The sequence below is a fragment of the Streptomyces sp. NBC_00104 genome (assembly GCF_045160825.1).
GTDB lineage: Bacteria > Actinomycetota > Actinomycetes > Streptomycetales > Streptomycetaceae > Streptomyces.
This window is the reverse complement of record NZ_CP108215.1, coordinates 3814076-3838543: the sequence shown is the minus strand read 5'-3', so window position 1 is coordinate 3838543 and position 24468 is coordinate 3814076. Positions and strand designations below refer to the sequence as shown.

At 71.2% G+C, this 24468-nt stretch carries 17 protein-coding genes; 12 read left to right on the top strand and 5 right to left on the bottom strand.

The genetic code is table 11. From position 1 onward, the window contains the following. Nucleotides 1–76 precede the first annotated feature (76 nt). The 7 genes from OG272_RS16875 to holA all read left to right on the top strand — a co-directional run bounded on the left by OG272_RS16875 (nt 77) and on the right by holA (nt 8454). Nucleotides 77–892 carry a hypothetical protein gene (locus OG272_RS16875; protein WP_405893919.1) on the top strand — a complete coding sequence of 272 codons (816 nt, stop codon included), beginning with the start codon at nt 77–79 and terminating at the stop codon, nt 890–892. Between the two features lie 81 nt (nt 893–973). Beyond that, nucleotides 974–1819, top strand: coding sequence for a DegV family protein (locus tag OG272_RS16870; protein ID WP_326582840.1), 846 nt, complete (start codon nt 974–976; stop codon nt 1817–1819). A gap of 352 nt (nt 1820–2171) precedes the next feature. Then, nucleotides 2172–3314, top strand: coding sequence for a helix-hairpin-helix domain-containing protein (locus OG272_RS16865; protein ID WP_405893917.1), 1143 nt, complete (start codon nt 2172–2174; stop codon nt 3312–3314). Nucleotides 3315–3376: 62 nt separating this feature from the next. After that, entirely contained in the window at nt 3377–6013 is a 2637-nt protein-coding gene (locus OG272_RS16860; RefSeq protein ID WP_405896028.1) for a ComEC/Rec2 family competence protein, read from the top strand. 4 nt (nt 6014–6017) lie between these two features. Further along, on the top strand, nt 6018–6830 hold the full coding sequence (locus tag OG272_RS16855) for an arylamine N-acetyltransferase (protein WP_326582842.1): 813 nt from the start codon (nt 6018–6020) through the stop codon (nt 6828–6830). Between the two features lie 110 nt (nt 6831–6940). After that, the gene (locus tag OG272_RS16850) at nt 6941–7186 is read left to right on the top strand and encodes a hypothetical protein (protein WP_078595581.1); all 246 of its coding nucleotides are present in this window, start codon (nt 6941–6943) and stop codon (nt 7184–7186) included. 281 nt (nt 7187–7467) lie between these two features. Further along, the gene (holA, locus tag OG272_RS16845) at nt 7468–8454 is read left to right on the top strand and encodes a DNA polymerase III subunit delta (protein WP_326582843.1); all 987 of its coding nucleotides are present in this window, start codon (nt 7468–7470) and stop codon (nt 8452–8454) included. Nucleotides 8455–8712: 258 nt separating this feature from the next. On the opposite strand, the gene rpsT is transcribed toward holA, so the two are convergent. Further along, nucleotides 8713–8979, bottom strand: a complete 267-nt coding sequence (rpsT, locus tag OG272_RS16840) for a 30S ribosomal protein S20 (RefSeq protein WP_326582844.1) — start codon at nt 8977–8979, stop codon at nt 8713–8715. 273 nt (nt 8980–9252) lie between these two features. On the opposite strand from rpsT, the gene lepA reads away from it, so the two are divergent. Together lepA and OG272_RS16830 are read left to right on the top strand one after the other, a co-directional pair. Then, on the top strand, nt 9253–11121 hold the full coding sequence (gene lepA, locus OG272_RS16835) for a translation elongation factor 4 (RefSeq protein WP_327729737.1): 1869 nt from the start codon (nt 9253–9255) through the stop codon (nt 11119–11121). A 300-nt stretch (nt 11122–11421) separates the two neighbouring features. After that, nucleotides 11422–13299: an AMP-binding protein gene (locus OG272_RS16830; protein ID WP_327729738.1), complete on the top strand. Its 1878-nt coding sequence runs from the start codon at nt 11422–11424 to the stop codon at nt 13297–13299. Between the two features lie 83 nt (nt 13300–13382). On the opposite strand, the gene OG272_RS16825 is transcribed toward OG272_RS16830, so the two are convergent. Both OG272_RS16825 and OG272_RS16820 read right to left on the bottom strand, forming a co-directional pair. Then, nucleotides 13383–13955 carry a response regulator gene (locus OG272_RS16825; RefSeq protein ID WP_326582847.1) on the bottom strand — a complete coding sequence of 191 codons (573 nt, stop codon included), beginning with the start codon at nt 13953–13955 and terminating at the stop codon, nt 13383–13385. Further along, a complete protein-coding gene (locus tag OG272_RS16820) occupies nt 13952–18112 on the bottom strand; it encodes a HAMP domain-containing protein (RefSeq protein ID WP_405893913.1) in 4161 nt (1386 codons plus the stop codon). Before OG272_RS16820 ends, OG272_RS16825 begins: the two co-directional genes overlap by 4 nt. Nucleotides 18113–18342: 230 nt before the next feature. On the opposite strand from OG272_RS16820, the gene OG272_RS16815 reads away from it, so the two are divergent. The 3 genes from OG272_RS16815 to OG272_RS16805 all read left to right on the top strand — a co-directional run bounded on the left by OG272_RS16815 (nt 18343) and on the right by OG272_RS16805 (nt 22799). Further along, nucleotides 18343–20790: a SpoIIE family protein phosphatase gene (locus tag OG272_RS16815; RefSeq protein ID WP_405893912.1), complete on the top strand. Its 2448-nt coding sequence runs from the start codon at nt 18343–18345 to the stop codon at nt 20788–20790. Nucleotides 20791–20871: 81 nt separating this feature from the next. Further along, nucleotides 20872–22104 (top strand): radical SAM family heme chaperone HemW, encoded by a 1233-nt coding sequence (hemW, locus tag OG272_RS16810; RefSeq protein WP_327729741.1) that lies wholly within the window; start codon nt 20872–20874, stop codon nt 22102–22104. Between the two features lie 104 nt (nt 22105–22208). Continuing rightward, a complete protein-coding gene (locus tag OG272_RS16805; RefSeq protein ID WP_326582851.1) occupies nt 22209–22799 on the top strand; it encodes a Uma2 family endonuclease in 591 nt (196 codons plus the stop codon). Here OG272_RS16805 and OG272_RS16800 read toward each other — a convergent pair. Together OG272_RS16800 and OG272_RS16795 are read right to left on the bottom strand one after the other, a co-directional pair. Beyond that, the gene (locus OG272_RS16800; RefSeq protein WP_326582852.1) at nt 22777–23586 is read right to left on the bottom strand and encodes a DUF3097 domain-containing protein; all 810 of its coding nucleotides are present in this window, start codon (nt 23584–23586) and stop codon (nt 22777–22779) included. The genes OG272_RS16805 and OG272_RS16800 overlap by 23 nt on opposite strands. A gap of 42 nt (nt 23587–23628) precedes the next feature. Then, a complete protein-coding gene (locus OG272_RS16795; protein WP_328223045.1) occupies nt 23629–24384 on the bottom strand; it encodes an MBL fold metallo-hydrolase in 756 nt (251 codons plus the stop codon). Between the last annotated feature and the right edge of the window lie 84 nt (nt 24385–24468).

The window sequence follows — 24468 nt, the reverse complement described above, 5'->3', positions numbered from 1 at the left end:
CCTACGGGCAGGTTCCGGGTTCGGATGGAACTCGGGACCTGCCCGTTGCGTTTACCGTTGAAGAGCGCCGCAGCACATGCCGTGCCGGTCGGAGAAGGAGCGCGTCGTGGAAGCCGTCATCGCAGTCGTCGCCCTGTTCTTCGTGTTGTTCGTGGCGCTGAGCGTGTACGCCACGGTGAAGGCGGTCGGCGCGGCCAAGCGCGGTGTGGACCGCACGATCACACAGGCCAAGCGGACCGTCGAGGACACCACCCTGCGTGCCCGAAGCCTGGCCCAGCCCGGCCCGGTCGGGCAACTGGCCGATCTGCGGCTGAAATTGCGCACGTCGATGCGGGCCACCGAGGAGGCGTTGCAGGCGGGCGTCGGCGAGGACGAGTCCCTGAAGGAGTCCCTGGCTCTCTTCGCCCAGCTCAGCAAGCACGGCCGGGAGCTGGACGACGAGCTCAAGCGCCTGGAGCCCGAGCCGGACCGTTCCAAGCTGACCCAGCGGCTGCCCGCGCTGCGCGAGCGCACGGAGCGGATCGTCAAGTCCGCCGACTCACTGCGCTGGGCGGCGCACGACCGGGCCCGCAGGTTCGCTGAGGACGACCTGGACACGCTCAGCGCGCAGATCGACGTCGAGGCGGGCGCTCTGCGGCACTGGACGACGGAACCCGCCGCGGTCTGGCCCGAGGCGCCGAAGCCCGAGGCCACCGCCTCCACCGGGCAGACCTGGCAGGAGACTCCCGGGTCCCGCGGCGCGGAGTCCCGTAGCGGTGAGCCCCGTAGCGCGGATTCCCGTGGTGGTGAGCCCCGTGGTGGTGAGGAGCCGCCCAAGCCCGCGATCACCCCGCCGAGCGCGCGGCCGACGTACCCGTGGCAGAAGAAGGCCCGCCCGGAGAGCACCACTTGAGCCGATCGCCTCGGCCTGTCCGGTCGCAGGTGAGAGGGGCCGGGCTGCCGTCGGCGGGGCTTGGCGGGTAACCTCCAGCTCATGTCCCGCCATGTCGCGATCGTCACCGATTCAACGGCCTACCTGCCGCCGCCGGCGATGGAGCGTCACGGCATCATCGCGGTGCCGTTGACCGTGGTCCTCGGCGACCAGGCGCTCGAAGAAGGTACCGAGATCTCGGCGCGCTCCCTGGCCCAGGCGCTGCAGAAACGACGGTCCGTCACCACCTCCCGCCCCAGCCCCGAGCTGTTCGCGGAGACCTACCGCAGGGTCGCGGAGGCGGGCGCCACGGGCATCGTCTCCCTCCACCTGTCCGCCGAGTTCTCGGGTACGTACGACGCGGCAGTGCTCGCGGCGCGCGAGGCACCCGTGCCGGTGCGCGTGGTGGACACCGGCATGGTCGCGATGGCCCTCGGGTTCTGCGCGCTGGCCGCCGCCGAGTCGACGGAGGCGGGCGGCACGGTGGACGAGGCCGTCACGGCCGCCGAGAAGCGGGCCGCGGGGACGTCCGCCTTCTTCTACGTCGACACCCTGGACTATCTCCGCCGGGGTGGACGGATCGGCGCGGCACAGGCCCTGTTCGGTTCCGCGCTGGCGGTCAAGCCGCTGCTGCAGCTGGACGGCGGCCGTATCGAGATGCTGGAGAAGGTCCGTACGGCGTCCAAGGCGATCGCCCGCCTGGAGGAGATCGTCGCCGAACGGGCGGGTGGTGCGCCGGTCGACATCGCCGTCCACCATCTCGCCGCGCCCGAGCGGGCCTCGGCGCTCGCCGAACGGCTGCGGGACCGGGTGCCCGGGCTGGTCGATCTGCACGTGAGTGAGGTCGGGGCGGTGATCGGGGCGCACACGGGGCCTGGGTTGTTGGGAGTGGTGGTCTCACCTCGGTGAGTCGGCGTACGTGGTTTCTTTGTCGCTCGTGTGGGTGACGGAGTTATCCACAACTGGGTAGTAATCCACGGAATTTGAGCAAGATCATCGCGAGTGGGTGGGCTTGCCCGATCCTCGTCGCATGGCACTTCGATCACGTTCACGTACTGCGACAGTCACCAGTGGCCCAGGTCGGGGCCCGTCCTCCGACGGGCGCGCCCGACACCGCCCCCGGCAGCCTCGGAAGCCCGGGCAGCCCAGGGGCAGGGCCGGCCGCCGTCAGGCTTCCGCGGAGGCGCTCCGCCTGCGCGCGGAGGCGCTGTTCCCCGAAAGGGCCCGTGAGCCCCGGGAGTTGGGGCACGGGCCGCCGGGAGTGTCCAGGGCGAGGACGGCGAGCGGGGGCGGCCGGCCCCGCCCTTCGGCTGCCGAGAGGGCTGTGGGCGCAGGTGCATCGGCTGGCGACGATCCCCGCGGGGGTGCTCACGGGCGTGCTGCGGGTGGGCGAGGTCTCGACGGTGGAGGAGCTGTTGGCAGCCGCGCCGACGTCCACGACGTTCCCTCCGGGGCCGCTGTCACCGACAGGGCCGGATTCGGTCGTGAGGCCGATCGCAGGGCCGGACCCGGTCGTGAGGCCGACGAGGGAGCAGAGCCTGGTCGTGAGGCCGACGAGGGAGCAGAGCCTGGTCGTGAGGCCGATGACGGAGTAGAGCCTGGTCGTGAGGCCGACGACGGTTCTGTCGGTGGCGATGCGCGGGGTGCGTGGCGGGAGCGGGTGGGGCCGGCTGTGCGGGAGCGGCTGCCATTGTGGTTGCAGGTGCGGTGCGGCATGGAGCGGAAGAGCGTGGTCGCGCTGAGCGTGGTGCTGGTCGTCGCGGCGGTGTTCGCGGCACAGCACTTCTGGGCAGGCCGGACCCAGCAGGTCAGTGCGCCGGAGGTGGTGCGGGCGGTGGCCCCGGGGGCTTCGGAGGCCGCGGGGGGCCCGGCGGGGTCGTTCGGCGAGCCCGGGGGTGGCGGTGCGGCGGCGGTCTCGGGGGCACCGGCCGGTGCGTCGGCTCCCACGGCCGGCCCCTCGATCGTGGTGGACGTCAGCGGGAAGGTGCGCAGACCGGGGATCCGACGGCTGCCGGCAGGTTCCCGGGTCGCCGACGCGCTGCGGGCGGCGGGCGGTGTGCGGCCGGGTGCCGACACCGACGGGCTCAACCGCGCCCGCCTGCTCGTGGACGGCGAACAGGTCCTGGTCGGCAGTCCGGCGCAGGTGCCCGGACCGGGTGCGGTGCCGGGTGCGGCCGGGACCGGCGGGGCCGTCACCGGAGCGGCGCCCTCGGCTCCCGTCTCCCTCAACACGGCCGGCGCCGACCAGTTGGACACACTGCCCGGCGTCGGCCCCGTCCTCGCCCAGCACATCATCGACTACCGCACTCAGCACGGCGGCTTCCGCTCGGTCGACGAGCTGCGTGAGGTGAACGGGATCGGCGACCGCCGTTTCGCCGACCTGCGGAACCTCGTACGGCCATGAAGGCGACGGAAGAGAGGGCGTCTGGGTCGGCCGGTGCGCGGGTCGCCCCGCCGCGGCCCGCCGTGCACGCGGCCTCCGGCACCCGGCTCGGCGATGCGCACCCCAGGCAGGAGGGGCCGACGGATCTGCGTCTCGTGCCACCCGCGCTGGCCGCGTGGGGGACGGCGGCGCTGACGGTGGACGCCTCGCCCGGGTGGGTCACGGGTGTGGTCGTGTTCTGCGCGGTCGTGGGGGCGGCCCTGCTCGTCACTTGGCAGGGGCAGGAGGGGCAGGAGGGGCAGGAGGGGCAGGAGGGGCAGGAGGGGCAGCAAGGGCAGCAGGGGCAGCCGGGGCGACGAGGGCGACGGGGGCGACAGGGGCACGGGCGAGGTCGGGTACGGCGTGGGGCGGGGGCCTGGACCCAGGTGTCCGTCGCGGCAGTGCTGCTGTGCGCGGGCGCGGCCGCCGCCTCCGCCGGGCTGCACGGGGCGGATCTGAGGCGAGGGCCAATCCCCGAACTGGCCGAGCGGTACGCCCGCGTGAACGCGGAGGTCGAGCTCACCGCCGACCCGCGGCTCACCCGCCCTCGGATCAAGGGCAATCACGTGGCCCCGGCCGCTGTGCTCCTCCAGGCCGAGGTGCGACGTGTGCGGAGCCCGGACGGGACGGTCGTGGACACGCGGACACCGGTGTTGGTGATCGTCGACGCGGAGAGGAGGTCGTACGCCGACACCGGCAGGGCTGGGGGCGATGGCGGAGGCGCCGATGAGGGACGCGGTTCCGGTGGTCGTTCGTCGTGGCTGGCCCTTTTGCCGTCCACGCGGGTGCGGGTGGTGGCGCAGGTGGTGCCGGCCATGGTCGGCGGAGACCGGGTGGCGGCCGTGTTGCGGGTGCGGGGCGGTGGGGCGCCGGTGATGGTGGAGGACGCGAGCGCCGTGCAGCGGCTCGCGGGGCGGCTGCGCGCGGGGCTGCGGGAGGCGACCGACGGGCTGGACGCGGACGCGCGGGCGTTGTTGCCGGGCTTCGTCGTCGGTGACACCTCGCGGGTCACGGCCGAGTTGGACGAGGCGTTCAAGGCGACCGACCTCACTCATCTCCTCGCCGTCAGTGGCGCGAACTTCACGATCCTGTTGGCCCTGTTCATCGGCCCGCCCGGGTTGGCTCAGCGGGCCGAGCGGAAGGGGCTCGCACCCCGGCTCGGGATTCCGTTGCGGGCGACCGCGCTGACCGGTGGTGCGCTGACGCTCGGCTTCGCGATCGTGTGCCGGCCGGACCCGAGCGTGGTGCGGGCCGCGGCCTGCGGTTCGATCGCGCTGCTGGCCATCGCGACAGGGCGCCGCAGGTCCCTCATCCCCGCGCTGGCGACGGCGGTTCTGCTACTGGTGCTCTATGACCCCTGGCTGGCCCGCAGCTACGGCTTCCTGCTGTCCGTCCTCGCGACCGGGGCTCTGCTCACCCTCGCTCCGCGTTGGAGTGCGGCGCTCCAGCGGCGCCGGGTCCCGCCGCGGCCGGCCGAGGCGCTGGCGGCGGCGGGAGCGGCGCAGGCGGTGTGCGCGCCGGTCGTCGCCGTGCTCTCGGCCAAGGTGAGCCTGGTCGCGGTGCCGTGCAATCTGCTGGCGGAGTTCGCGGTGGCTCCGGCCACGGTGTTCGGGTTCGCCACGCTGGCGGCGGCCCCGGTGGCGATGCCCGTGGCCGAGTACCTTGCCTGGTGCGCGAGTTGGCCCGTCGGCTGGATCGCGGACATCGCCCGCGCCGGGGCGTCGCTGCCCGGCGCGGGAGTGGACTGGCCGGGCAGCTGGACCGGCGCGCTGCTGCTCGCCCTGGTCACCGTGGTCGTCGTCCTCGTCGGGCGGCGGCTCGTGAGCCATCCATGGCTGGTGGGGGCCTGCCTGATGGCTTTTCTGCTGGTCGTGGTGCAGCCACCACCGCTGACCAGGGTGATCACAGGGTGGCCGCCGCCGGGGTGGCGCTTCGTGATGTGCGATGTGGGCCAAGGGGACGCGACCGTCCTCGCGGCCGGCGACGGTGCCGGGGTGGTCGTGGACGCGGGTCCCGATCCGTTGCTGATCGACCGCTGTCTGATGACACTCGGCATCACCAGGATCCCCCTGGTCGTGCTCACCCACTTCCACGCCGACCATGTGGTGGGGCTGCCCGGAGTACTGCGGGGGCGTTCGGTCGGGGCGATCGCGGCGACGGGGTTCGAGGAGCCCGTGGACCAGGCCCAGTTCGTGCGCAGGGAGGCCGCGGCGCGGGGGATTCCGCTGACGCGGGCCGTGACCGGGGAGGAGCGGCGCTCAGGGAGCCTTATGTGGCGGGTGCTGTGGCCACCGGCAGACGGGGGCGCACCGGACGGGCCGAACGACGCCAGCGTGACCATGCTCGTCCGCTCGGCCGGGCTGACCCTGCTGCTCCTCGGCGACCTGGAACCACCCGGCCAGCGGGAACTCGCGAGATCCCCGGAGGCCGCGGCCCTGGCAGCCGTGGACGTGGTGAAGGTCGCCCATCATGGTTCGGCCTACCAGGACCCGGGCCTGATACGGGCGATGGCCCCACGGCTGGCGCTCATCTCGGTGGGCGCGGACAACCCGTACGGCCACCCCGCCCCCAGTACCGTCGCGGCGCTGCGGGCCGGAGGCGCCACGGTGCTGCGTACGGACGAGGACGGCGCGGTCGCGGTCGCCGGTACGGCGAAGGAGTTGCTCGTGGCGAGAGACTGAGGTCATGGATACCGCAGAGCTTGACGCCTACCTTCGCCGTCTCGGGGCCGAGCAGCCGGCCTGGCCCACTCTCGACGTACTGCGTGAGCTGCACCTGCGCCATCTGCGGACGGTGCCGTTCGAGAACCTGTCGATCCACCTCGGAGAGGAGATCGTCCTGGACGAGAAGCGGCTGCTGGACAAGGTGGTGGGGGAGCGCAGGGGCGGCTTCTGCTTCGAACTGAACGGGTTGTTCGGGGCGTTGCTCGACGCGCTCGGGTTCGACGTGACGCTGCTCGCGGCGCGCGTGTACGGAGAGGAGGGGCGGCTCGGCATCCCGTACGACCATCTCGCGCTGCGGGTGCGGACGGTGGACGGGGGCGACTGGCTGGCCGATGTCGGGTTCGGGGCGAACAGCCACTACCCGCTGGAGTTCGGGGATCGGGGGGAGCAGGAGGATCCGGCCGGAATGTTCCGGGTGGCCGAGGCGGACCGGGAGAGCGGGGGCCGGGAGTTCGGGGACCTGGACGTGTTCCGGAACGGAGAACCCCAGTACCGGCTGGAGGCGCGGCCGAGAGTGCTCGGGGACTTCGTGGCCGGGGCCTGGTGGCACAGCACGTCACCGGCCTCCCACTTCACCCAGTCCCTCGTCTGTTCCCGGGTCGCCGAGGACGGCGGCCGCATCACCCTCAGCGGGCGCACCCTCACGGTCACCTCGGCGGAGGGCGACCGGGAGGTGACCGAGCTGACGACGGACGGGGAGGTGCTGGCGGCGTACCGGGAGCGATTCGGGATGGAGTTGGGGAGGGTGCCGGAAGTGGGGGAGGGGCGCGGGTAGGGGACGTCGGGGCTGGGCTGGGCTGGGCTGGGGTGGGGCGGGGTGGGGTGGGGAGGGGAGGGGGAGGGGGAGGGGGAAAAAGCGGGGGGTGCGTGCCGGAAAATGGGGGCGTGAGTGATGTGAGACATGTGCTGGTGCTGCCCGATCGTGACGCGGCGGAGGCGGCGGCGGAGGCGCTCGGGGAGCGGTTCGGGCTGGACGAGGAGCCGCAGCTGGTGCGGGACGCGTTGGCCGGGGAGGACGATGCCGAGGACGCGCAGTGGTTGTTGGTGCTGCGGGACGAGCGCGGGCGGCTGGACCCGGTGGCGTTGGACGAGTTCGCGGGGGAGTGGGAGGGGTGGCGGGAGGAGCCGTAGGGGGCGCCCGGTCCGGGACCTTCGCGTGCCCGGGGGCGGGGTGGGCCGGGGCCGGGTCCGCTGCTGGGCGGTTCGAGGGGCCGCTGTGCCCACCCGTACGGCCCGCTGCCACCCCTGCCTGTAGCTGGGGTTGGGAGGCCGTGGGGGCGGGGGCCTCGTTGGTTCGTGGTGATGCCGCGCCACCTGTACCGCCCCGGCGGCACGACTGCCCGTAGCCGGGGCGGCGTGAGGCCGCTGGAGCGAGGGCTTCGTTGTCGGTGGGCCGTGGGATGCTGTGGGGGATGGCCAAGAAGACTGCGAATGATGATCCTCTCGCCCCCGTGACGCTGGCCGTGGGGCAGGAGGAGTTGCTGCTCGACCGGGCTGTGCAGGTGGTGGTGGCCGCGGCGAAGGCCGCGGACGCCGACACGGACGTACGGGATCTGTCCTCGGACCAGTTGCAGCCGGGCACGCTCGCCGAGCTGACGAGTCCGTCGCTCTTCGCCGAGCGGAAGGTCGTGGTCGTGCGCAATGCGCACGATCTGTCGGCCGACACGGTCAAGGACGTGAAGGCGTATCTGGGGGCTCCCGCCGAGGAGATCACCCTGGTGCTGTTGCACGCGGGCGGGGCCAAGGGCAAGGGGCTGCTGGACGCGGCGCGCAAGGTGGGGGCGCGGGAGGTGGCGTGCCCCAAGATGACGAAGCCGGGGGATCGGCTGGCGTTCGTGCGGGGGGAGTTCCGGACGCTCGGGCGCTCCGCCACCCCTGAGGCGTGCCAGGCGCTCGTCGACGCGATCGGGAGTGATCTGCGGGAGCTGGCGGCCGCGGCGTCGCAGCTGGTCGCGGATGTCGAGGGGACGATCGACCAGGCCGTGGTCGGGCGGTACTACACCGGGCGGGCCGAGGCGTCGAGCTTCGAGGTGGCCGATCGGGCCGTCGAGGGGCGGGCCGCGGAGGCGCTGGAGGCGCTGCGGTGGTCGCTGGCGACGGGGGTGGCGCCGGTGTTGATCACCAGTGCGTTGGCCCAGGGGGTGCGGGCGATCGGGAAGCTGTCGTCGGCGCGGGGTGGGCGGCCGGGGGATCTCGCGCGGGAGTTGGGGATGCCGCCGTGGAAGATCGATCGGGTGCGGCAGCAGATGCGGGGGTGGACGCCGGACGGGGTGGCCGTCGCGTTGCGGGCGGTGGCTGAGGCGGATGCGGGCGTGAAGGGTGGCGGGGATGATCCCGCGTACGCCTTGGAGAAGGCGGTCGTGACGATCGCGCGGGCGGCTCGGTCGCGTCGGGGGTGACGTTTTCGCCCCTGTCGCCCTCGCCCGTCCCCTCCCGTGCGGGAGCGTTGGGGCTGGTCGCGCGGCTGCCCGCACCCCGGAAAGCCAAGAGCCCCGTCCCCACCCCGGGGAAGGGGCGGTGGCGGGGCCTTGGTGCGAGCTTGTGGACCCATACCCGCGTGGCGAACGCAGGCCGCGTACGGGTCCGGGGTGCCGGGTGGGAGCGGATGAGAGAGGGCCCGCTCTGGGTCCAGCCGGCGATCAGATCAAAGGTGGAGCTCAGCCCTTGAGGGCAGCGACCTTGGAAGCAAGCGCCGACTTCTTGTTGGCGGCCTGGTTCTTGTGGATGACGCCCTTCGAGACGGCCTTGTCGAGCTGACGCGCGGCAGCGCGCTGGTACTCGGTGGCCTTCTCGGCGTCACCCGCGGCAGCGGCCTCACGGGCCTTGCGGATCGCGGTCTTGAGCGACGACTTGACGGCCTTGTTGCGAAGGCGCGCCTTCTCGTTGGTCTTGTTCCGCTTGATCTGGGACTTGATGTTCGCCACGAATGAGCCTTTTCAGCTACAGGTGCACGAAGCCATGGAGGTCATGCAGGACACGCCGCGCATGCCTCGGACACCGTTTGATTTTCCAGGGATGTGTCTCCTGCTGAGAGGGCATGAGACACAGCCGCCCACGCTACCAGCAGCCCATGGTCCGGCCCAAACCGGTCGCCGCTCTCCACCCGTGGGACCATGGTGCCTACGTATAGACCCGCTAGATCCGATCCGACCCGAGACCGCAGACGGCTGCGGACGCCTCAAGAATCAGGACCCTGCGTGCCCGCGATCCCTAGCCATGTGCCCGAGCCGAGCCGTACCGACCCGGCTCTGATCCGCAACTTCTGCATCATCGCGCACATCGACCACGGCAAGTCCACGCTCGCCGACCGGATGCTTCAGCTGACCGGTGTGGTCGAGCAGCGGCAGATGCGTGCTCAGTACCTCGACCGCATGGACATCGAGCGTGAGCGCGGAATCACGATCAAGTCCCAGGCGGTGCGTCTGCCCTGGGCACCGACCGACGATCCGGGCCACACGCACATCCTCAACATGATCGACACCCCCGGGCACGTCGACTTCACGTACGAGGTGTCGCGGTCGCTGGCGGCCTGTGAGGGGACCGTCCTCCTCGTCGACGCGGCCCAGGGCATCGAGGCCCAGACCCTCGCCAACCTCTACCTGGCGATGGAGAACGACCTCAAGATCATCCCCGTACTGAACAAGATCGACCTGCCGGCCGCCCAGCCGGAGAAGTTCTCCGAGGAGCTGGCCAACCTCATCGGCTGCGACCCCGAGGACGTGCTCAAGGTCTCGGCCAAGACCGGGCTGGGCGTCGAGGCGCTGCTGGACCGGGTCGTCGCCGAGGTCCCCGCCCCGGTCGGTGTCCAGGACGCCCCCGCGCGCGCCATGATCTTCGACTCGGTGTACGACTCCTATCGCGGTGTCGTGACGTACGTCCGTGTCATCGACGGTCAGCTCAACAAGCGCGAGCGGATTCGCATGATGTCCACCGGCGCGACCCACGAGCTGCTGGAGATCGGCGTCTCGGCCCCCGAGATGAAGGCGGCCGACGGTCTCGGTGTCGGTGAGGTCGGCTATCTGATCACCGGCGTGAAGGACGTGCGCCAGTCCAAGGTCGGTGACACGATCACCACCCTGCACAAAGGGGCCACCGAGGCGCTCGGCGGCTACAAGGACCCGAAGCCCATGGTCTTCTCGGGCCTGTATCCGCTGGACGGCTCCGACTACCCCGAGCTGCGCGACGCCCTCGACAAGCTCCAGCTCAACGATGCCGCGCTGGTGTACGAGCCGGAGACCTCGGCGGCACTGGGCTTCGGTTTCCGTGTCGGTTTCCTCGGGCTGCTGCACCTCGATGTGATCCGTGAGCGGCTGGAGCGCGAGTTCGGGCTCGATCTGATCGCGACCGCGCCCAACGTGGTCTACCGCGTGGTCATGGAGGACGGCGCCGAGCACACGGTCACCAACCCGAGCGAGTTCCCCGAGGGGAAGATCGACAACGTGTACGAGCCCGTCGTACGCGCCACGATCCTCGCGCCCTCCGAGTTCATCGGGTCGATCATGGAGTTGTGCCAGACCCGGCGCGGCACCCTGCTCGGCATGGACTACCTCTCCGAGGACCGGGTCGAGATCCGCTACACGCTCCCGCTGGCGGAGATCGTCTTCGACTTCTTCGACCAGCTGAAGTCGAAGACGCGCGGTTACGCGTCGCTGGACTACGAGCCCACCGGCGAGCAGAGCTCCAGCCTGGTCAAGGTCGACATCCTACTGCACGGCGACAAGGTGGACGCCTTCTCGGCGGTCACGCACAAGGATGCGGCGTACGCGTACGGGGTGCGGCTCGTCGCCAAGCTGCGCGAGCTGATCCCGCGGCAGGCCTTCGAGGTGCCCATCCAGGCCGCCATCGGGTCGCGTGTCATCGCCCGCGAGACCATCCGTGCCATCCGCAAGGACGTCCTCGCCAAGTGCTACGGCGGTGACATCTCCCGGAAGCGGAAGCTGCTGGAGAAGCAGAAGGAAGGCAAGAAGCGGATGAAGATGGTGGGCTCTGTGGAGGTTCCGCAGGAGGCCTTCATCGCCGTTCTGTCCAGTGACGACAGTGTCGGCGGGGGCAAGGGCAAGAAGTAGCCAACGGCGACTGGCGGTCGCCGATCGTGGGGTAGCCACTGTTACCCCCGGAAACTCGGGCAGAATGCGGGCCCGTCGCGTTTCGGCGCGGCGGGCCCGCGGGTCTTCCGGGATACGTGGGTGCGTGTTCGTACGGTCGTTCTCGGTGGAAAGTGACTGCCCGCCGCCCCTTACCAACCGGCCGACCTCGCTCTACCCTGATCACCACTCGATGGTTACTCGCGAGTTAAACAACAGCCGCTTTGAGCCAGCCGCACAGTCCGTGAGCCAGCTGTACTGTCGCGTGCCCCGGAGGATGTCGTGAGCGACACACAGACCCTGATCGAGAACCGTCCGCCCTCGGTGGCGGCCCTCTTCCTCGAGCGCGTGGCGGCCACGCCCGACGGCGAGGCCTACCGGTACCCGGTGCCACCGGCCTCCGGGGAGGGGCCCTCCGACTGGAAGTCGCTGAGCTGGGCACAGTCGGCCGAACGGGTCTACGCCGTCGCGGCCGGACTGATCGAGCTGGGCGTGCAGCCGGAGCAGCGGGTCGCCCTCGCCTCGTCGACGCGCATCGAGTGGATCCTCGCCGACCTCGGCATCATGTGCGCGGGTGCCGCCACCACGACCGTCTATCCGCAGACCAACGCCGAGGAGTCCGCGTACATCCTCTCGGACTCCTCCAGCCGGGTCCTCATCGCCGAGGATGCGGCACAGCTCGCCAAGGCCCGGGAGAAGAAGGCCGAGCTGCCCGAGCTGACGCACGTCGTCGTCATCGACACCGAGGGCGCGGACCTGTCGGAGGACTGGGTCCTCTCCCTGGCCGAGCTGGAGAAGCGCGGCGCCGCTTACCTGGAGAAGAAGCCCGACCTGATCACGGAGAAGGTCGGCGCGATCACCAAGGACCAGCTCGCCACGCTGATCTACACCTCCGGCACCACCGGGCGCCCCAAGGGGGTCCGGCTGCCGCACGACAACTGGGCGTACATGGCGAAGGCGATCGCCGCGACCGGGCTGGTCAGTGCCGAGGACGTGCAGTACCTGTGGCTGCCGCTCGCGCACGTGTTCGGCAAGGTGCTCACCAGCGGTCAGATCGAGGTCGGGCACGTCACCGCCGTCGACGGCCGGATCGACAAGATCATCGAGAACCTTCCGGTGGTGCAGCCGACGTACATGGCGGCCGTGCCCCGCATCTTCGAGAAGGTCTACAACGGCGTCGTCGCCAAGGCCCGCGCGGGCGGCCCGGCCAAGTACAAGATCTTCCAGTGGGCGGCCGGCGTCTCCCGCGAGTACGCCAAGGCCAGCCAGGACAACTTCCGCCGCACCGGCACTGCCTCGGTGCCGTTCGCGCTCGGCGCGAAGCACAAGGTCGCCGACGCGCTGGTGTACGCCAAGCTCCGCGAGGCGTTCGGCGGCCGGCTGCGGGCGTGTGTCTCCGGGTCGGTCGCGCTGGCGCCGGAGATCGGGTTCTTCTTCGCCGGTGCCGGCATCCACATCCTGGAGGGCTACGGCCTCACGGAGACCTCGGCCGCGTCCTTCGTGAACCCCGGCGAGGCGTACCGCACCGGCACGGTCGGCAAGCCGCTGCCCGGCTGCGAGGTGCGGATCGCGGACGACGGCGAGATCCTGCTGCGCGGGCCCGGTGTGATGGAGGGGTACCACGGCCTGCCGGAGAAGACGGCGGAGGTGCTGGAGGCCGACGGATGGTTCCACACCGGTGACATCGGGGAGCTGTCGCCCGACGGGTACCTGCGGATCACCGACCGGAAGAAGGACCTGTTCAAGACGTCCGGCGGCAAGTACATCGCGCCGACCGAGATCGAGGGGCAGTTCAAGGCGCTGTGCCCGTTCACGTCCAACGTCATGGTGATCGGCGCGGACCGTAACTTCTGCACCGCGCTCATCGCCCTCGACGAGCTGTCCATCCAGGGGTGGGCCGCGGAGAACGGGCTGGCGGGGAAGTCGTACGAGGAGGTCATCTCGGCGCCGGCGACGGTGGAGATGATCGAGGGGCACATCGCGCAGCTGAACGCGGGGTTGCAGCGGTGGCAGACGATCAAGAAGTTCCGGTTGCTGCCGCGGGATCTCGATGTCGAGCACGGTGAGCTGACGCCGAGCCTGAAGCTGAAGCGGCCGGTGGTGGAGAAGGAGTACCAGCACCTCATCGACGACATGTACGCCGGGGCGCGCGAGGCGTAGCACTCCGCTGGAGAGCCGGGGAACTGCGGGCCGTCCGTCAGGGGCGGGTTCGTTGTGGCGTGTCGCGCAGTTCCCCGCGCACCTCAAGGGGCAGGGTTGCCCGCGACCAAGGTGCGAAGCTCCCGTATCTGTATGCGCAGCTCGGCCAAGTCGGGTGGATCGGCGGCCAGTTGCTTCTCCAGAGTCGCCAAGCGTGAGTCGACCTGTTCCGTGTGTTCCCGCTGCCTCGCCAACAGGGTCTCCAGCTGCCGGGTCTTGCGGTGCAGGTCCAGGAAGACGCTCACCTTCGCCCGGAGCACCCAGGGGTCGAAGGGCTTGGTCAGGTAGTCCGCCGCGCCTGTGGCGTAGCCGCGGAAGGCGTAGCCCGCGTCGGCGTCGGTGCCGGTGAGGAAGATGATCGGGACGTCCTTGGTCTGGTCGAGGCGCTTGATGTGGGCGGCGGTCTCGAAGCCGTCCATCCCTGGCATGCGGATGTCGAGGAGGACGACGGCGAAGCGCTGCCGGAGGAGGGCCTTCATCGCCTCCTCGCCCGAACGGGCGCGTACGAGCGGCTCGTCGAGGGATGCCAGGACGGCCTCCAGGGCGATCAGGTTGTCCTCCATGTCGTCGACGAGGAGGATGCCCGCGCTTCCGTCGGTCCGGTCCTGAGTGGTCATGGTGAGGGTGCCTCGTTCTCGTCGGTGCGTTTCTCGGGTGCCGGGTCCGCCGTGTCCGCCGGGTTCTGGGCGCCTTCCGGGTCCAGGACCGCGCAGACGACCGTGAGCAGTTGGTCGACGTCCACCGGCTTCGGTACGTAGTCGTTGGCGCCGCGGGCGATGGACTTCTCGCGGTCGCCGGGCATCGCCTTGGCGGTGAGGGCGACGATGGGCAGGCCGGCCCAGCGCGGGGTGCGGCGGATGGCGGAGATCGTCTCGTAGCCGTCCATCTCCGGCATCATGATGTCCATCAGGACGAGTTCGACGTCCGGGTTGCGCTCCAGGGTCTCGATGCCCTCGCGGCCGTTCTCCGCGTACAGGACGGGCATGCCGACGCGGCCCAGGACGTGGGTGAGCGCGAAGACGTTCCGGATGTCGTCGTCGACGATCAGCACCCGGCGGCCGGGCAGTACCTGTCCCGCGCGGCCCACCTTCCACGCCTCCAGCTTGGTGGGGGCGGGCCAGGTGTCGTCGCTGTCGTGGGTGGCCGGGTACGGCTCGGTGGCCAGCTGCTCGGGCACGAGGCTGCCGGGCTCCTCGGCGATGTGGCCCGTCACCCCGTGGCCGGGGCTGAAGACGGGGACGTACAGCGTGAAGGTCGAGCCCTGGCCGGGGACGCTCTCGGCGATGATGCGGCCGCCCAGCAGGCCGGCGATCTCGCGGCTGATGGACAGGCCGAGGCCGGTGCCGCCGTACTTGCGGTTGGTGGTGCCGTCGGCCTGCTGGAACGCCTCGAAGATCACCGGGAGTTTCTCGGCCGCGATGCCGATGCCGGTGTCCGAGACGGCGAAGGCGATCACCTCGTCGTGGTCCTCACGGGTGAAACGGTGCTCGGGGTCCTTGACGCGGCTGACGGTCAGCTCGACCCGGCCGGACGCGGTGAACTTGATCGCGTTGGAGAGGAGGTTGCGGAGGATCTGCTGAAGGCGTTGCTCGTCCGAGTACATCTCGCGGGGCACGTTCTCGCCGACCGTCACGTCGAAGGCCAGACCCCGGTCGAGGGTGAGCGGGCGGAACGTGGCGTGGACGTAGTCCAGGAGCTTGATGAGCGGGAGGCGCTTGGGGCGTACGTCCATCCGGCCCGCCTCGATCTTCGACAGGTCCAGGATGTCGTTGATCAGCTGGAGGAGGTCGGAGCCGGAGCGGTGGATCGTGGTCGCGAACTGCACCTCCTGGTCGGTGAGATGGCCGTCGGGGTTGTCGGAGAGCAGCCGCGCCAGGATCAGGAGGGAGTTGAGCGGCGTGCGCAGTTCATGGGACATGTTCGCCAGGAACTCCGACTTGTACTGGGAAGAGGTGGCCAACAGGGCGGCCTTCTCCTCCAGTTCGGCGTTCGAGCGACGCAGCTCCGCCTGTTGCTTCTGGAGTTCGTCGGAGCGTTCCTGGAGTTGCATGGCGAGGCGCTGGGACTCGCCGAGGAGGGACTCCGTGCGGGAGTTGGCGATGATGGTGTTGATGGCGACGCCGATGGTGTTCACGAACTGGTCGAAGAACGCCAGGTGGACGTCGGAGAAGCGTGAGAAGGTGGCAAGCTCGATCACGCCGAGGAGCTTGTCCTCGAAGAGGATCGGGATGATCACGACGCTGGACGGCGAGGCCTCGCCCAGGCCGCTGTTGATCTTGATGTAGTCCGGCGGCGCCTCCTCCACCAGGATCCGCTTCTTCTCGCGGGCCGCCTGCGCGACGAGACCGTGCACGGGCAGGCCGCCCGTCTCGACGGTCGCGCCCTGCGCCGCGCCGTAGCCCGCGATGAAGGCGAGGCCCTTGGTGGGCGCCACCGGGAGCGGGGCCGCGCCGTCCTCGTCGGGGTCGGCCAGGTAGAAGGCGCCGTACTGGGCGTTCACCAGCGGGGTCAGCTCGCGCAGGATCAGGTCGGCGACCTCCATCAGGTCGCGGTGGCCCTGCATCAGGGCGGCTAGGCGGGCGAGGTTGGACTCCAGCCAGTCCTTCGCGCGGGTGGTCTCGCGGAGGTTGGCCACCATCAGGTTGATGTTGTCCTTCAGTTCGGCGACCTCGCCCTGCGTCTCCACCGTGATCGAGCGGGACATGTCGCCCTGCGCCACGGCGGAGGCGACCTCGGCGATCGCGCGGACCTGGGTGGTCAGGTTCGACGCGAGTTCGTTCACGTTCGTCGTCAGACGCTTCCAGGTGCCGTACACGCCCTCGACCCGCGCCTGACCGCCGAGTTGGCCCTCGGAACCGACCTCGCGTGCGACCCGGGTGACCTCGGAGGAGAAGGAGGAGAGGGTGTCGACCATCGTGTTGATGGCGGTCTTCAGCTCCAGGATCTCGCCGCGCGCGTCCACGTCGATCTTCTTGGAGAGGTCGCCGTTCGCCACGGCCGTCGTCACCTGGGCGATGTTGCGGACCTGCGAAGTCAGGTTGTCCGCCATGTAGTTGACGTTGTCGGTGAGGTCCCGCCACACACCGGACACGCCCAGCACCTGGGCGCGCCCGCCGAGCGCGCCGTCGGTGCCGACCTCGCGGGCCACCCTCGTCACCTCGTCGGCGAAGGCCCGCAGTTGCTCCACCATCGTGTTGACGGTGTCCTTCAGTTCCAGGATCTCGCCGCGCGCGTCGACGGTGATCTTCTTGGAGAGGTCGCCGTTGGCGACGGCGGTGGTCACCTGGGCGATGTTGCGGACCTGCGAAGTCAGGTTCAGGGCCATGAAGTTGACGTTGTCGGTGAGGTCCTTCCAGACGCCGCTGACACCCCGCACCTGTGCCTGACCGCCGAGGTTGCCCTCGGTGCCGACCTCGCGGGCCACGCGGGTGACCTCGTCGGCGAAGGCGGAGAGCTGGTCGACCATCGTGTTGATGGTGGACTTCAGCTCCAGGATCTCGCCCTTCGCCTCGACCGTGATCTTCTTGCCGAGATCGCCCTGGGCGACCGCCGTGGAGACGAGGGCGATGTTGCGGACCTGGGACGTCAGGTTGTCCGCCATGAAGTTGACGTTGTCGGTGAGGTCTTTCCAGACCCCGGAGACGCCCCGGACCTGGGCGCGGCCGCCGAGGTTGCCTTCGGTGCCGACCTCGCGGGCCACGCGGGTGACCTCGTCGGCGAAGGCGGAGAGCTGGTCGACCATCGTGTTGATGGTGGACTTCAGTTCCAGGATCTCGCCCTGCGCGTCGACCATGATCTTCTGGCTCAGGTCGCCGTTGGCCACGGCGGTGGTGACCTGGGCGATGTTGCGGACCTGGGACGTCAGGTTCGACGCCATGAAGTTGACGTTGTCGGTGAGGTCCTTCCAGACCCCGGAGACGCCCCGGACCTGGGCGCGGCCCCCGAGCTGGCCTTCGGTGCCGACCTCGCGGGCCACCCTCGTCACCTCGTCGGCGAAGGCGGAGAGCTGGTCGACCATCGTGTTCACGGTGAGCTTCAGCTCCAGCAGCTCGCCGGTCGCCTCGACGGTCACCGTACGCGTGAGGTCGCCGCGCGCCACCGAGGTGGTCACCAGGGCGATGTCCCGCACCTGCGCGGTCAGCCGGGAGGCCATGGTGTTGACCGCCTCGGTCACGTCCCGCCAGCTCCCGGACAGACCGCGGACCTTGGCCCGGCCGCCGAGCCGCCCCTCCGTGCCGACCTCGCGGGCGACCCGGGTCACCTCACCGGTGAACAGCGACAGCTGGTCGACCATCTTGTTCACGGCCCGGCCCAACCGCCGCAGATCACCCCGGAGTTGGCGGTTGCCGTCGTGCAGGTCGACGCGCTGGGTCAGATCGCCGCCCGCCACCGCGTCCAGCACCCGCGTGGCGTTCGCGGCGGGTGCGACCAGGGCGTCGAGCGTCTGGTTCACGTCGTCGACACGGGTCGCCCAGGCGCCCTGGCCCGGGCTGGCCGAGAGCCGCTCGTCGAGACGGCCGTGCCGGACCAACTCCCGCCGTACGCGCTGCACTTCCGAACCGAAGTGGGTGCTGCGGTCGATGATCTGGTTGAAGAGGGCGCACAGCTCCGCCACCGGCGCGGGGCCCGCCTCCGGGACTTTCGTGAAGCTTCCGTCGCGGGCCGCGGTCATCGCCGCGGTCAGCGCACGGAGATCGGATGCCCGGATCATTCCGTCCGTTTGGCTGTCATTTTGACCGTCTTCGAGCAGCCGCGTAGCACTGTTCTCACTCATGGTGGCCCACTTCGGTAACTCGGCGCTTATGGGCGTGGTCAGTCTGTCACTCTGGCCGTGCCGCCTGAGGCCCATTCGTCCGAACTTTCTCAGGGAGCCGCTCAGTGGGGGCCATACCGACGCAACGGGAGACCGTGTCCTGCGCTTCTGATGCGCCGGCGCACGTCGGGTCCGCATCCCTGTACGCCGGATCCGCGTACGCGGGCGCAGACCGGCGCGCGGTGGTGCATGTGTCGCTTCCCGGGGGTCCACTCGCGCCCGGAGCCGCCCGGCGCTTCGTCGGCACCGCGCTCGCCGAGTGGGCCGAACTCGATCTGCCGGGCGCCGCCGCCCTCTCCGCCCGCCTCGTCGAGGACGCGATCGTCGTGGTCAGCGAGCTGGTGACCAACGCGGTCGTCCACGCGGGCACGGACGTCGAACTGCTGTGCCGTCTCGGCCGCGACGACCCGGCCTCCGCCGGATGGCTGCTCGTCGAGGTCTCGGACCACCATCCCTCCCGGGCGGTACGGGACGAGGGAGCCGAACGTCCCTACCTCGTCGAACGGCCTTACGGGGCCGCCGAGTACGGACGCGGCCTGCGCCTCGTCGCCGCGCTCTCCGAAGCCTGGGGGATCACCTACCGGACCGGGACGAAGACCGTCTGGGCCCGCCTGTCGATCGACGGGGCGATGGCGGTGGAGGACGCGTTCGAGGGGTACCGCGGTGAGGCGGGCGGCGAGCACGGTGCGGAGGCCGAGGGGGTCGAGGGGCCCGAGGACTGGGATGCGCGGGCGTACGCCGGTGCCGGGCATGCACCGGGACAGGACGGCGCGCGGGCGTACGCCGGTTACGCGGACTACGGCGGTGAGATCGTCCTCGGACCCGGTGCGGGCCCGGTCGATCTGGTCGCCCCCGTGCCCCGGCGCGGCGTGGAGCACGACCGCGAGTGGCTGAACCGGGGTGCGCTCTCCTTCCTCGCCGAGGCGTCCGATCTGCTCGCCGGGCAGCTGGACGAGGATCTGGTCGCCGCGCTCGCCGGGCAGCTGCTGGTGCCGAGGCTGGCCGACTGGTGCGCGGTGTGGTTGGAGGACGAGGGGCTGGGCTGGCGCGGCGGCGACGGTTCGCTCGGCCCCGCGCCACGGCTCGCCCGCGTCTGGCACGGCAGCGAGAACCGCATCGAGGAACTCCGCCGAGCCCTGGAGAAGGACCCGCCGAGGCTGCCCGAGTCGGTGCGATCGCGGGCGGTGCCTGTGCCGTGGCCGCGGCCGGTGCCGGGGGCGGGGCCGACAGCGGGATCGGGGTCGGGGCCGACGGTGGGATCCGGTGCGGGGACCGGAACCGCGGCAGGGGCCGGGGCGGAAAGCGGAGCGCCCGGGGACGAGGGTGCGCAAGGGCCGGTGGACCCGGGCGGCGAGGGGCGGCCCGGAGGAAAGGGCGACGGCGCGGCGGTGCGAAGCGGCAGCGAAGGCCTGCCGAGGGAGACGGCGGTCGTCGGCTCCTCCGGCACCGCCGCCCCGCCGACCACCGCCGCCCTGCCGGGTGACGGCTCGCCGGGGGAGACGAGTGGCGACGCGTCGGCGGAGAAACGCGAACCCGGGCCGGCGGAGAAACGCGACAGCCGGCCGGCCGAGACGAGCGAGGGCGCGCCGGTGGTGCATGGCGAGGGCGCGCCGGTGGTGCATGGCGAAGGCGCGCCCGTGATGCATGGCGAAGGCGCGCCCGTGGCGCATGGCGAGGGCGGGGCCGCGCTCGCCTATCGGCTGATCGCCGGTGGGCGCCCGCTCGGCACGCTCGTCATCGGCCGGGCCGGACTGCTCCGCTTCCCGGACGAGGTGACCGGGCTGGTGGAGGACCTGAGCCGACGGATCGCGCTGTCCATCGGGGCGGCCCGCCAGTACGCCCGCCAGGCCACCATCAGCCGGGTCCTGCAGCGTGGACTGCTGCCGGGCGCGGTCGCCGAGATCCCCGGGGTGTCGAGCGCGCTCGTCTACGAGCCGTGCGACAAGGGCGGACCCAGCGGTGACTTCTACGACCTCTTCCCGGCGGGCCGAGGCCGCTGGTGCTTCGCGATCGGCGACGTCCAGGGCAAGGGCCCCGAGGCGGCGGTGGTCATCGGTCTCGCCCGGCCCTGGCTGCGGCTGCTCGCCCGCGAGGGGTACGGCGTCGCCGACGTGCTCGACCGCCTCAACCAACTCCTCCTCGACGACGCGACCGAGGCGGCGGACGCGGCCGCCCGCGCCCTGGTCACGGCGGGCGACCCCGGCCTCGTCGACCCCGACGGCCCGCAGACCCGTTTCCTCTCCCTCCTCTACGGCGAACTCGTCCCCGTCTCCGGCGGCGTCCGCTGCACCCTCGCCTCCGCCGGGCACCCGCTTCCGCTGCTCCTGGGCCCCGACGGCGACGTACGGGCCGTGGCCGAGCCGCAGACGCTGCTCGGGGTGATCGAGGACACCGAGTACGTCTCCGAGACGTTCGAGCTGCGCCGCGGCGACACGCTGCTGTGCGTGACCGACGGGGTCACCGAGCGGCGCAGCGGCCCGCACATGTTCGACGACGGGGACGGCCTCGCCACCGCGCTCGCCGGCTGCGCCGGGCTCGACGCCCAGCTGCTCGCCGAACGCATCCGACGCCTCGTGCACGAGTTCGGGGAAGGGCCGCCGGACGACGATCTGGCGCTGCTGGTGTTGCAGGCGGAGTGACGGAGTGACGGAGTAACGGAGTGACGGAAGGTACGGATGGGGCGGAAACCGTCCGCCGACCGGTGCTGGACAATGGAAGGCATGCCTTCCGCACTCCCCGACGGTGAGCCCGTCCCCGACGACGGGGCGCTGCCCGCGCACGCCCTGGCCGACGCGGCCGCACGACCCCTCGGGTTCTACCTGCACGTCCCGTACTGCGCGACCCGCTGCGGCTACTGCGACTTCAACACCTACACCGCCACCGAGCTGCGCGGCACCGGCGGCGTCCTCGCCTCCCGCGACAACTACGCGGACACGGTCGTCGACGAGATCCGCCTCGCCCGCAAGGTCCTCGGCGACGACCCGCGCCCCGTCCGTACGGTCTTCGTCGGCGGCGGCACGCCCACGCTGCTGGCCGCCGACGACCTCGTCCGGATGCTGGGGGCGATCCGGGACGAGTTCGGTCTCGCGGACGACGCGGAGGTGACGACCGAGGCGAACCCGGAGTCGGTCGACCCCGCCTACCTGGAGACCCTCCGCGCGGGCGGCTTCAACCGCCTCTCCTTCGGCATGCAGAGCGCCCGGCAGCACGTCCTGAAGATCCTCGACCGCACGCACACGCCGGGGCGGCCGGAGGCCTGCGTCGCGGAGGCCCGCGCGGCGGGCTTCGACCACGTCAACCTCGACCTGATCTACGGCACGCCCGGCGAGTCCGACGACGACTGGCGGGCCTCGCTGGACGCCGCGCTCGGCGCCGGACCGGACCACGTCTCGGCGTACGCGCTGATCGTCGAGGAGGGGACGCAGCTCGCCCGGCGCATCCGCCGGGGCGAGGTCCCGATGACCGACGACGACGTCCACGCCGACCGCTACCTCATCGCCGACGAGACGCTCTCGGCCGCCGGCTTCGACTGGTACGAGGTCTCCAACTGGGCCACGTCCGACGCGGGCCGCTGCCTCCACAACGAGCTGTACTGGCGCGGCGCCGACTGGTGGGGCGCGGGGCCGGGCGCCCACAGCCACGTCGGCGGCGTGCGCTGGTGGAACGTCAAGCACCCGGGCGCGTACGCGGGCGCGCTGGCGGCGGGGCGGTCACCGGGGGCGGGGCGTGAGCTGCTGGCGGACGAGGACCGTCGGGTCGAACGGATCCTGCTGGAGCTGAGGCTCCGGGAGGGCTGCCCGTTGTCCTTGCTGCGGGAGGAAGGCCTGGCGGCGGCCGGGCGCGCTCTGTCCGACGGGCTGCTGGAGGCGGGCCCGTACGAGGAGGGGCGCGCGGTGCTCACGCTGCGGGGGCGGTTGCTGGCGGACGCGGTGGTGCGGGACCTGGTGGACTGATCACTCCGGCGGGTGAATCGGTGCGGAACGGCGGTTCGGTACCTAACCTGGTTCGTAGGCTGCCGCCGTAATTGCACGGTGGCGGAAACCGGAGGGCTGCGGAGATGACCGCTGTGGACGACCGACCGATGACCACCGACATCGTGAAGTTCTTCGAGAACTTTGAGTTTCCCGAAGGATTCAAGGTCGAGCTCCTCCGGGGGGAAATTGTGATGATGGCGGGGCCGGACGTGGCCCACAACGACATCCTGGAAGCGGTTGTGGACCAGATCCCCCGTCAGCGCTGGCGGCGGCTCCAGACCCAGGACATCGCCATCCTCGAAGAGACCAGCGAGCCGCAGCCGGATCTTGTCGTGATTGAGCGTGGCGCTGGACCTGGCCAAGGAAGGCTGATGCCGTCCGAGGTCATCACCATGCTCCTGGAAGTCGTCTCCAAGACGAGTGTGGACCGCGACTACGGAGTCAAGCGATCGATCTACGCGGCGGCGAAGGTACCCGCCTACTTCATCATCGACCCCGTCATGGCCCAGTGTGTACTGCTTACTGAACCGACGGGCCATGGAGAGGCTGCGGACTACCGGTGCCAGCGGATCACCAAGTTCGGCGACCTCACACCGTTGGAGCCCATCGGCATCGAACTGGACACCAGCGAGTTTGCCGCCTACGAGAAGGTCAGGTCCCACCGCTATCCGTGACGAAGTCGATCAGCTCCTCCACCCGCCCCAGCAGCGCCGGCTCCAAGTCCCTGTAGGAACCCACCCGCGCCAGAATCGCCTGCCACACCGCACCCGTGTTCTCCGGCCACCCCAGCGCCCGGCACACCCCCGCCTTCCAGTCCTGCCCGCGCGGCACGCGCGGCCACGCCTCGATGCCCACCGACGACGGCTTCACGGCCTCCCAGATGTCGATGTACGGGTGGCCCACGACCAGCGCGTGCTCGCTGGTCACCGCCTCGGCGATACGGGACTCCTTGCTGCCGGGGACCAGGTGGTCGACCAGGACACCCAACCTCGCATCAGGTCCCGGGGCGAAGTCCGCGACGATCGCGGGAAGGTCGTCCACGCCCTCCAGGTACTCCACCACCACCCCCTCGATACGCAGGTCGTCGCCCCAGACCCGCTCGACGAGTTCGGCGTCGTGGCGGCCCTCGACGTAGATGCGGCCGGCGCGGGCCACGCGGGCTCGGGCGCCGGGGACGGCGACCGAGCCGGATGCCGTACGACTCGGCCGTGCGGGCGCCGACGAGGGGCGTACCAGGGTCACCACCCGGCCCTCCAGCAGGAAGCCCCGGGGCTCCAGCGGGAACACGCGGTGTTTGCCGAAGCGGTCCTCCAGCGTCACCGTGCCCGCCTCGCAGCGGACGACCGCGCCGCAGAAGCCGGTGGTGGGCTCCTCGACGACCAGGCCGGGGTCGGCCGGGACCTCGGGGGCCGGCTTGGGCTTCTTCCAGGGAGGGGTCAGGTCGGGTGAGTACTGGCGCATTCGGATGACGATAGGAGAAGCCGCGCCCGGATGTCCCGGTGCTCAGCCCGACACGCCGAAGCGCCGTGCCAGCGCGTCGCGTTGGGCCCGGACGAACGCCGCGTCCACCACCGCCCCGTGGCCGGGGACGTAGAGCGCGTCCTCGCCGCCCAGGTCCAGCAGTCGGTCGAGAGCGGCAGGCCAGTGGGAGGGGATCGCGTCGGGGCCCGCCTGGGGCTCGCCGGACTCCTCGACCAGGTCACCGCAGAACACGACCTCAGGCGAGGCGGGCGAGGCCGCGGAACCCGGCGTGCCCCGGACCAGGACCGCCAGGTCGTGGCCCGTGTGGCCCGGGCCCACGTTCGCCAGGAGCACCTGGACGTCGCCGCCCAGGTCGAGCGTCCACTCGCCGGAGACGTGATGGCGGGGGCGTACGAGGAGGTCGGCGGCCTCGGTGGCGTCCGCCGGGGGGAGACCGTGGTGCACGGCGTCCGCGCGGAGGGCCTCGCCGTCACGGGACAGGACACCGTCGACGCCCACCGCGCCGAAGACCTCCACCCCGGCGAACGCGGCGGCCCCGAAGACATGGTCGAAGTGCGGGTGGGTGAGCGCGAGATGTGTCACACGGGCACCGCCGAGCAGCCGGCACGCCTCGGTGCGCAACCGCGCGCCCTCCCTGAGGCTCGAACCCGCGTCGACCATGAGGGCCGCCCCGTCCCCGGCCACCAGTCCGACCGTGCAGTCCCAGCCGGGAAGGCGGCACCGGCCGACCCGGGGCGTCAATCCCTGCCATCCGCACTCTTCCCAAGTCACCGTCATGCGCCGACGCTAGCTGTAGCTCCCCGCGGCCGGGTGAGGGAGGGCGTCGTAGCGGCCGGCGGGAAGGACGCGGGGCGGCCGAGG

What these genes read in the sequence shown, in the direction of transcription:
- OG272_RS16875 (WP_405893919.1), top strand. Translation starts at nt 77, where the DNA reads ATGCCGTGCCGGTCGGAGAAGGAGCGCGTCGTGGAAGCCGTCATCGCA.
- OG272_RS16805 (WP_326582851.1), top strand. Translation starts at nt 22,209, where the DNA reads ATGACCGCTGTGGACGACCGACCGATGACCACCGACATCGTGAAGTTC.
- OG272_RS16820 (WP_405893913.1), bottom strand. Translation starts at nt 18,112, where the DNA reads ATGAGTGAGAACAGTGCTACGCGGCTGCTCGAAGACGGTCAAAATGAC.
- hemW (WP_327729741.1), top strand. Translation starts at nt 20,872, where the DNA reads ATGCCTTCCGCACTCCCCGACGGTGAGCCCGTCCCCGACGACGGGGCG.
- OG272_RS16855 (WP_326582842.1), top strand. Translation starts at nt 6,018, where the DNA reads ATGGATACCGCAGAGCTTGACGCCTACCTTCGCCGTCTCGGGGCCGAG.
- holA (WP_326582843.1), top strand. Translation starts at nt 7,468, where the DNA reads ATGGCCAAGAAGACTGCGAATGATGATCCTCTCGCCCCCGTGACGCTG.
- OG272_RS16800 (WP_326582852.1), bottom strand. Translation starts at nt 23,586, where the DNA reads ATGCGCCAGTACTCACCCGACCTGACCCCTCCCTGGAAGAAGCCCAAG.
- OG272_RS16795 (WP_328223045.1), bottom strand. Translation starts at nt 24,384, where the DNA reads ATGACGGTGACTTGGGAAGAGTGCGGATGGCAGGGATTGACGCCCCGG.
- OG272_RS16870 (WP_326582840.1), top strand. Translation starts at nt 974, where the DNA reads ATGTCCCGCCATGTCGCGATCGTCACCGATTCAACGGCCTACCTGCCG.
- OG272_RS16825 (WP_326582847.1), bottom strand. Translation starts at nt 13,955, where the DNA reads ATGACCACTCAGGACCGGACCGACGGAAGCGCGGGCATCCTCCTCGTC.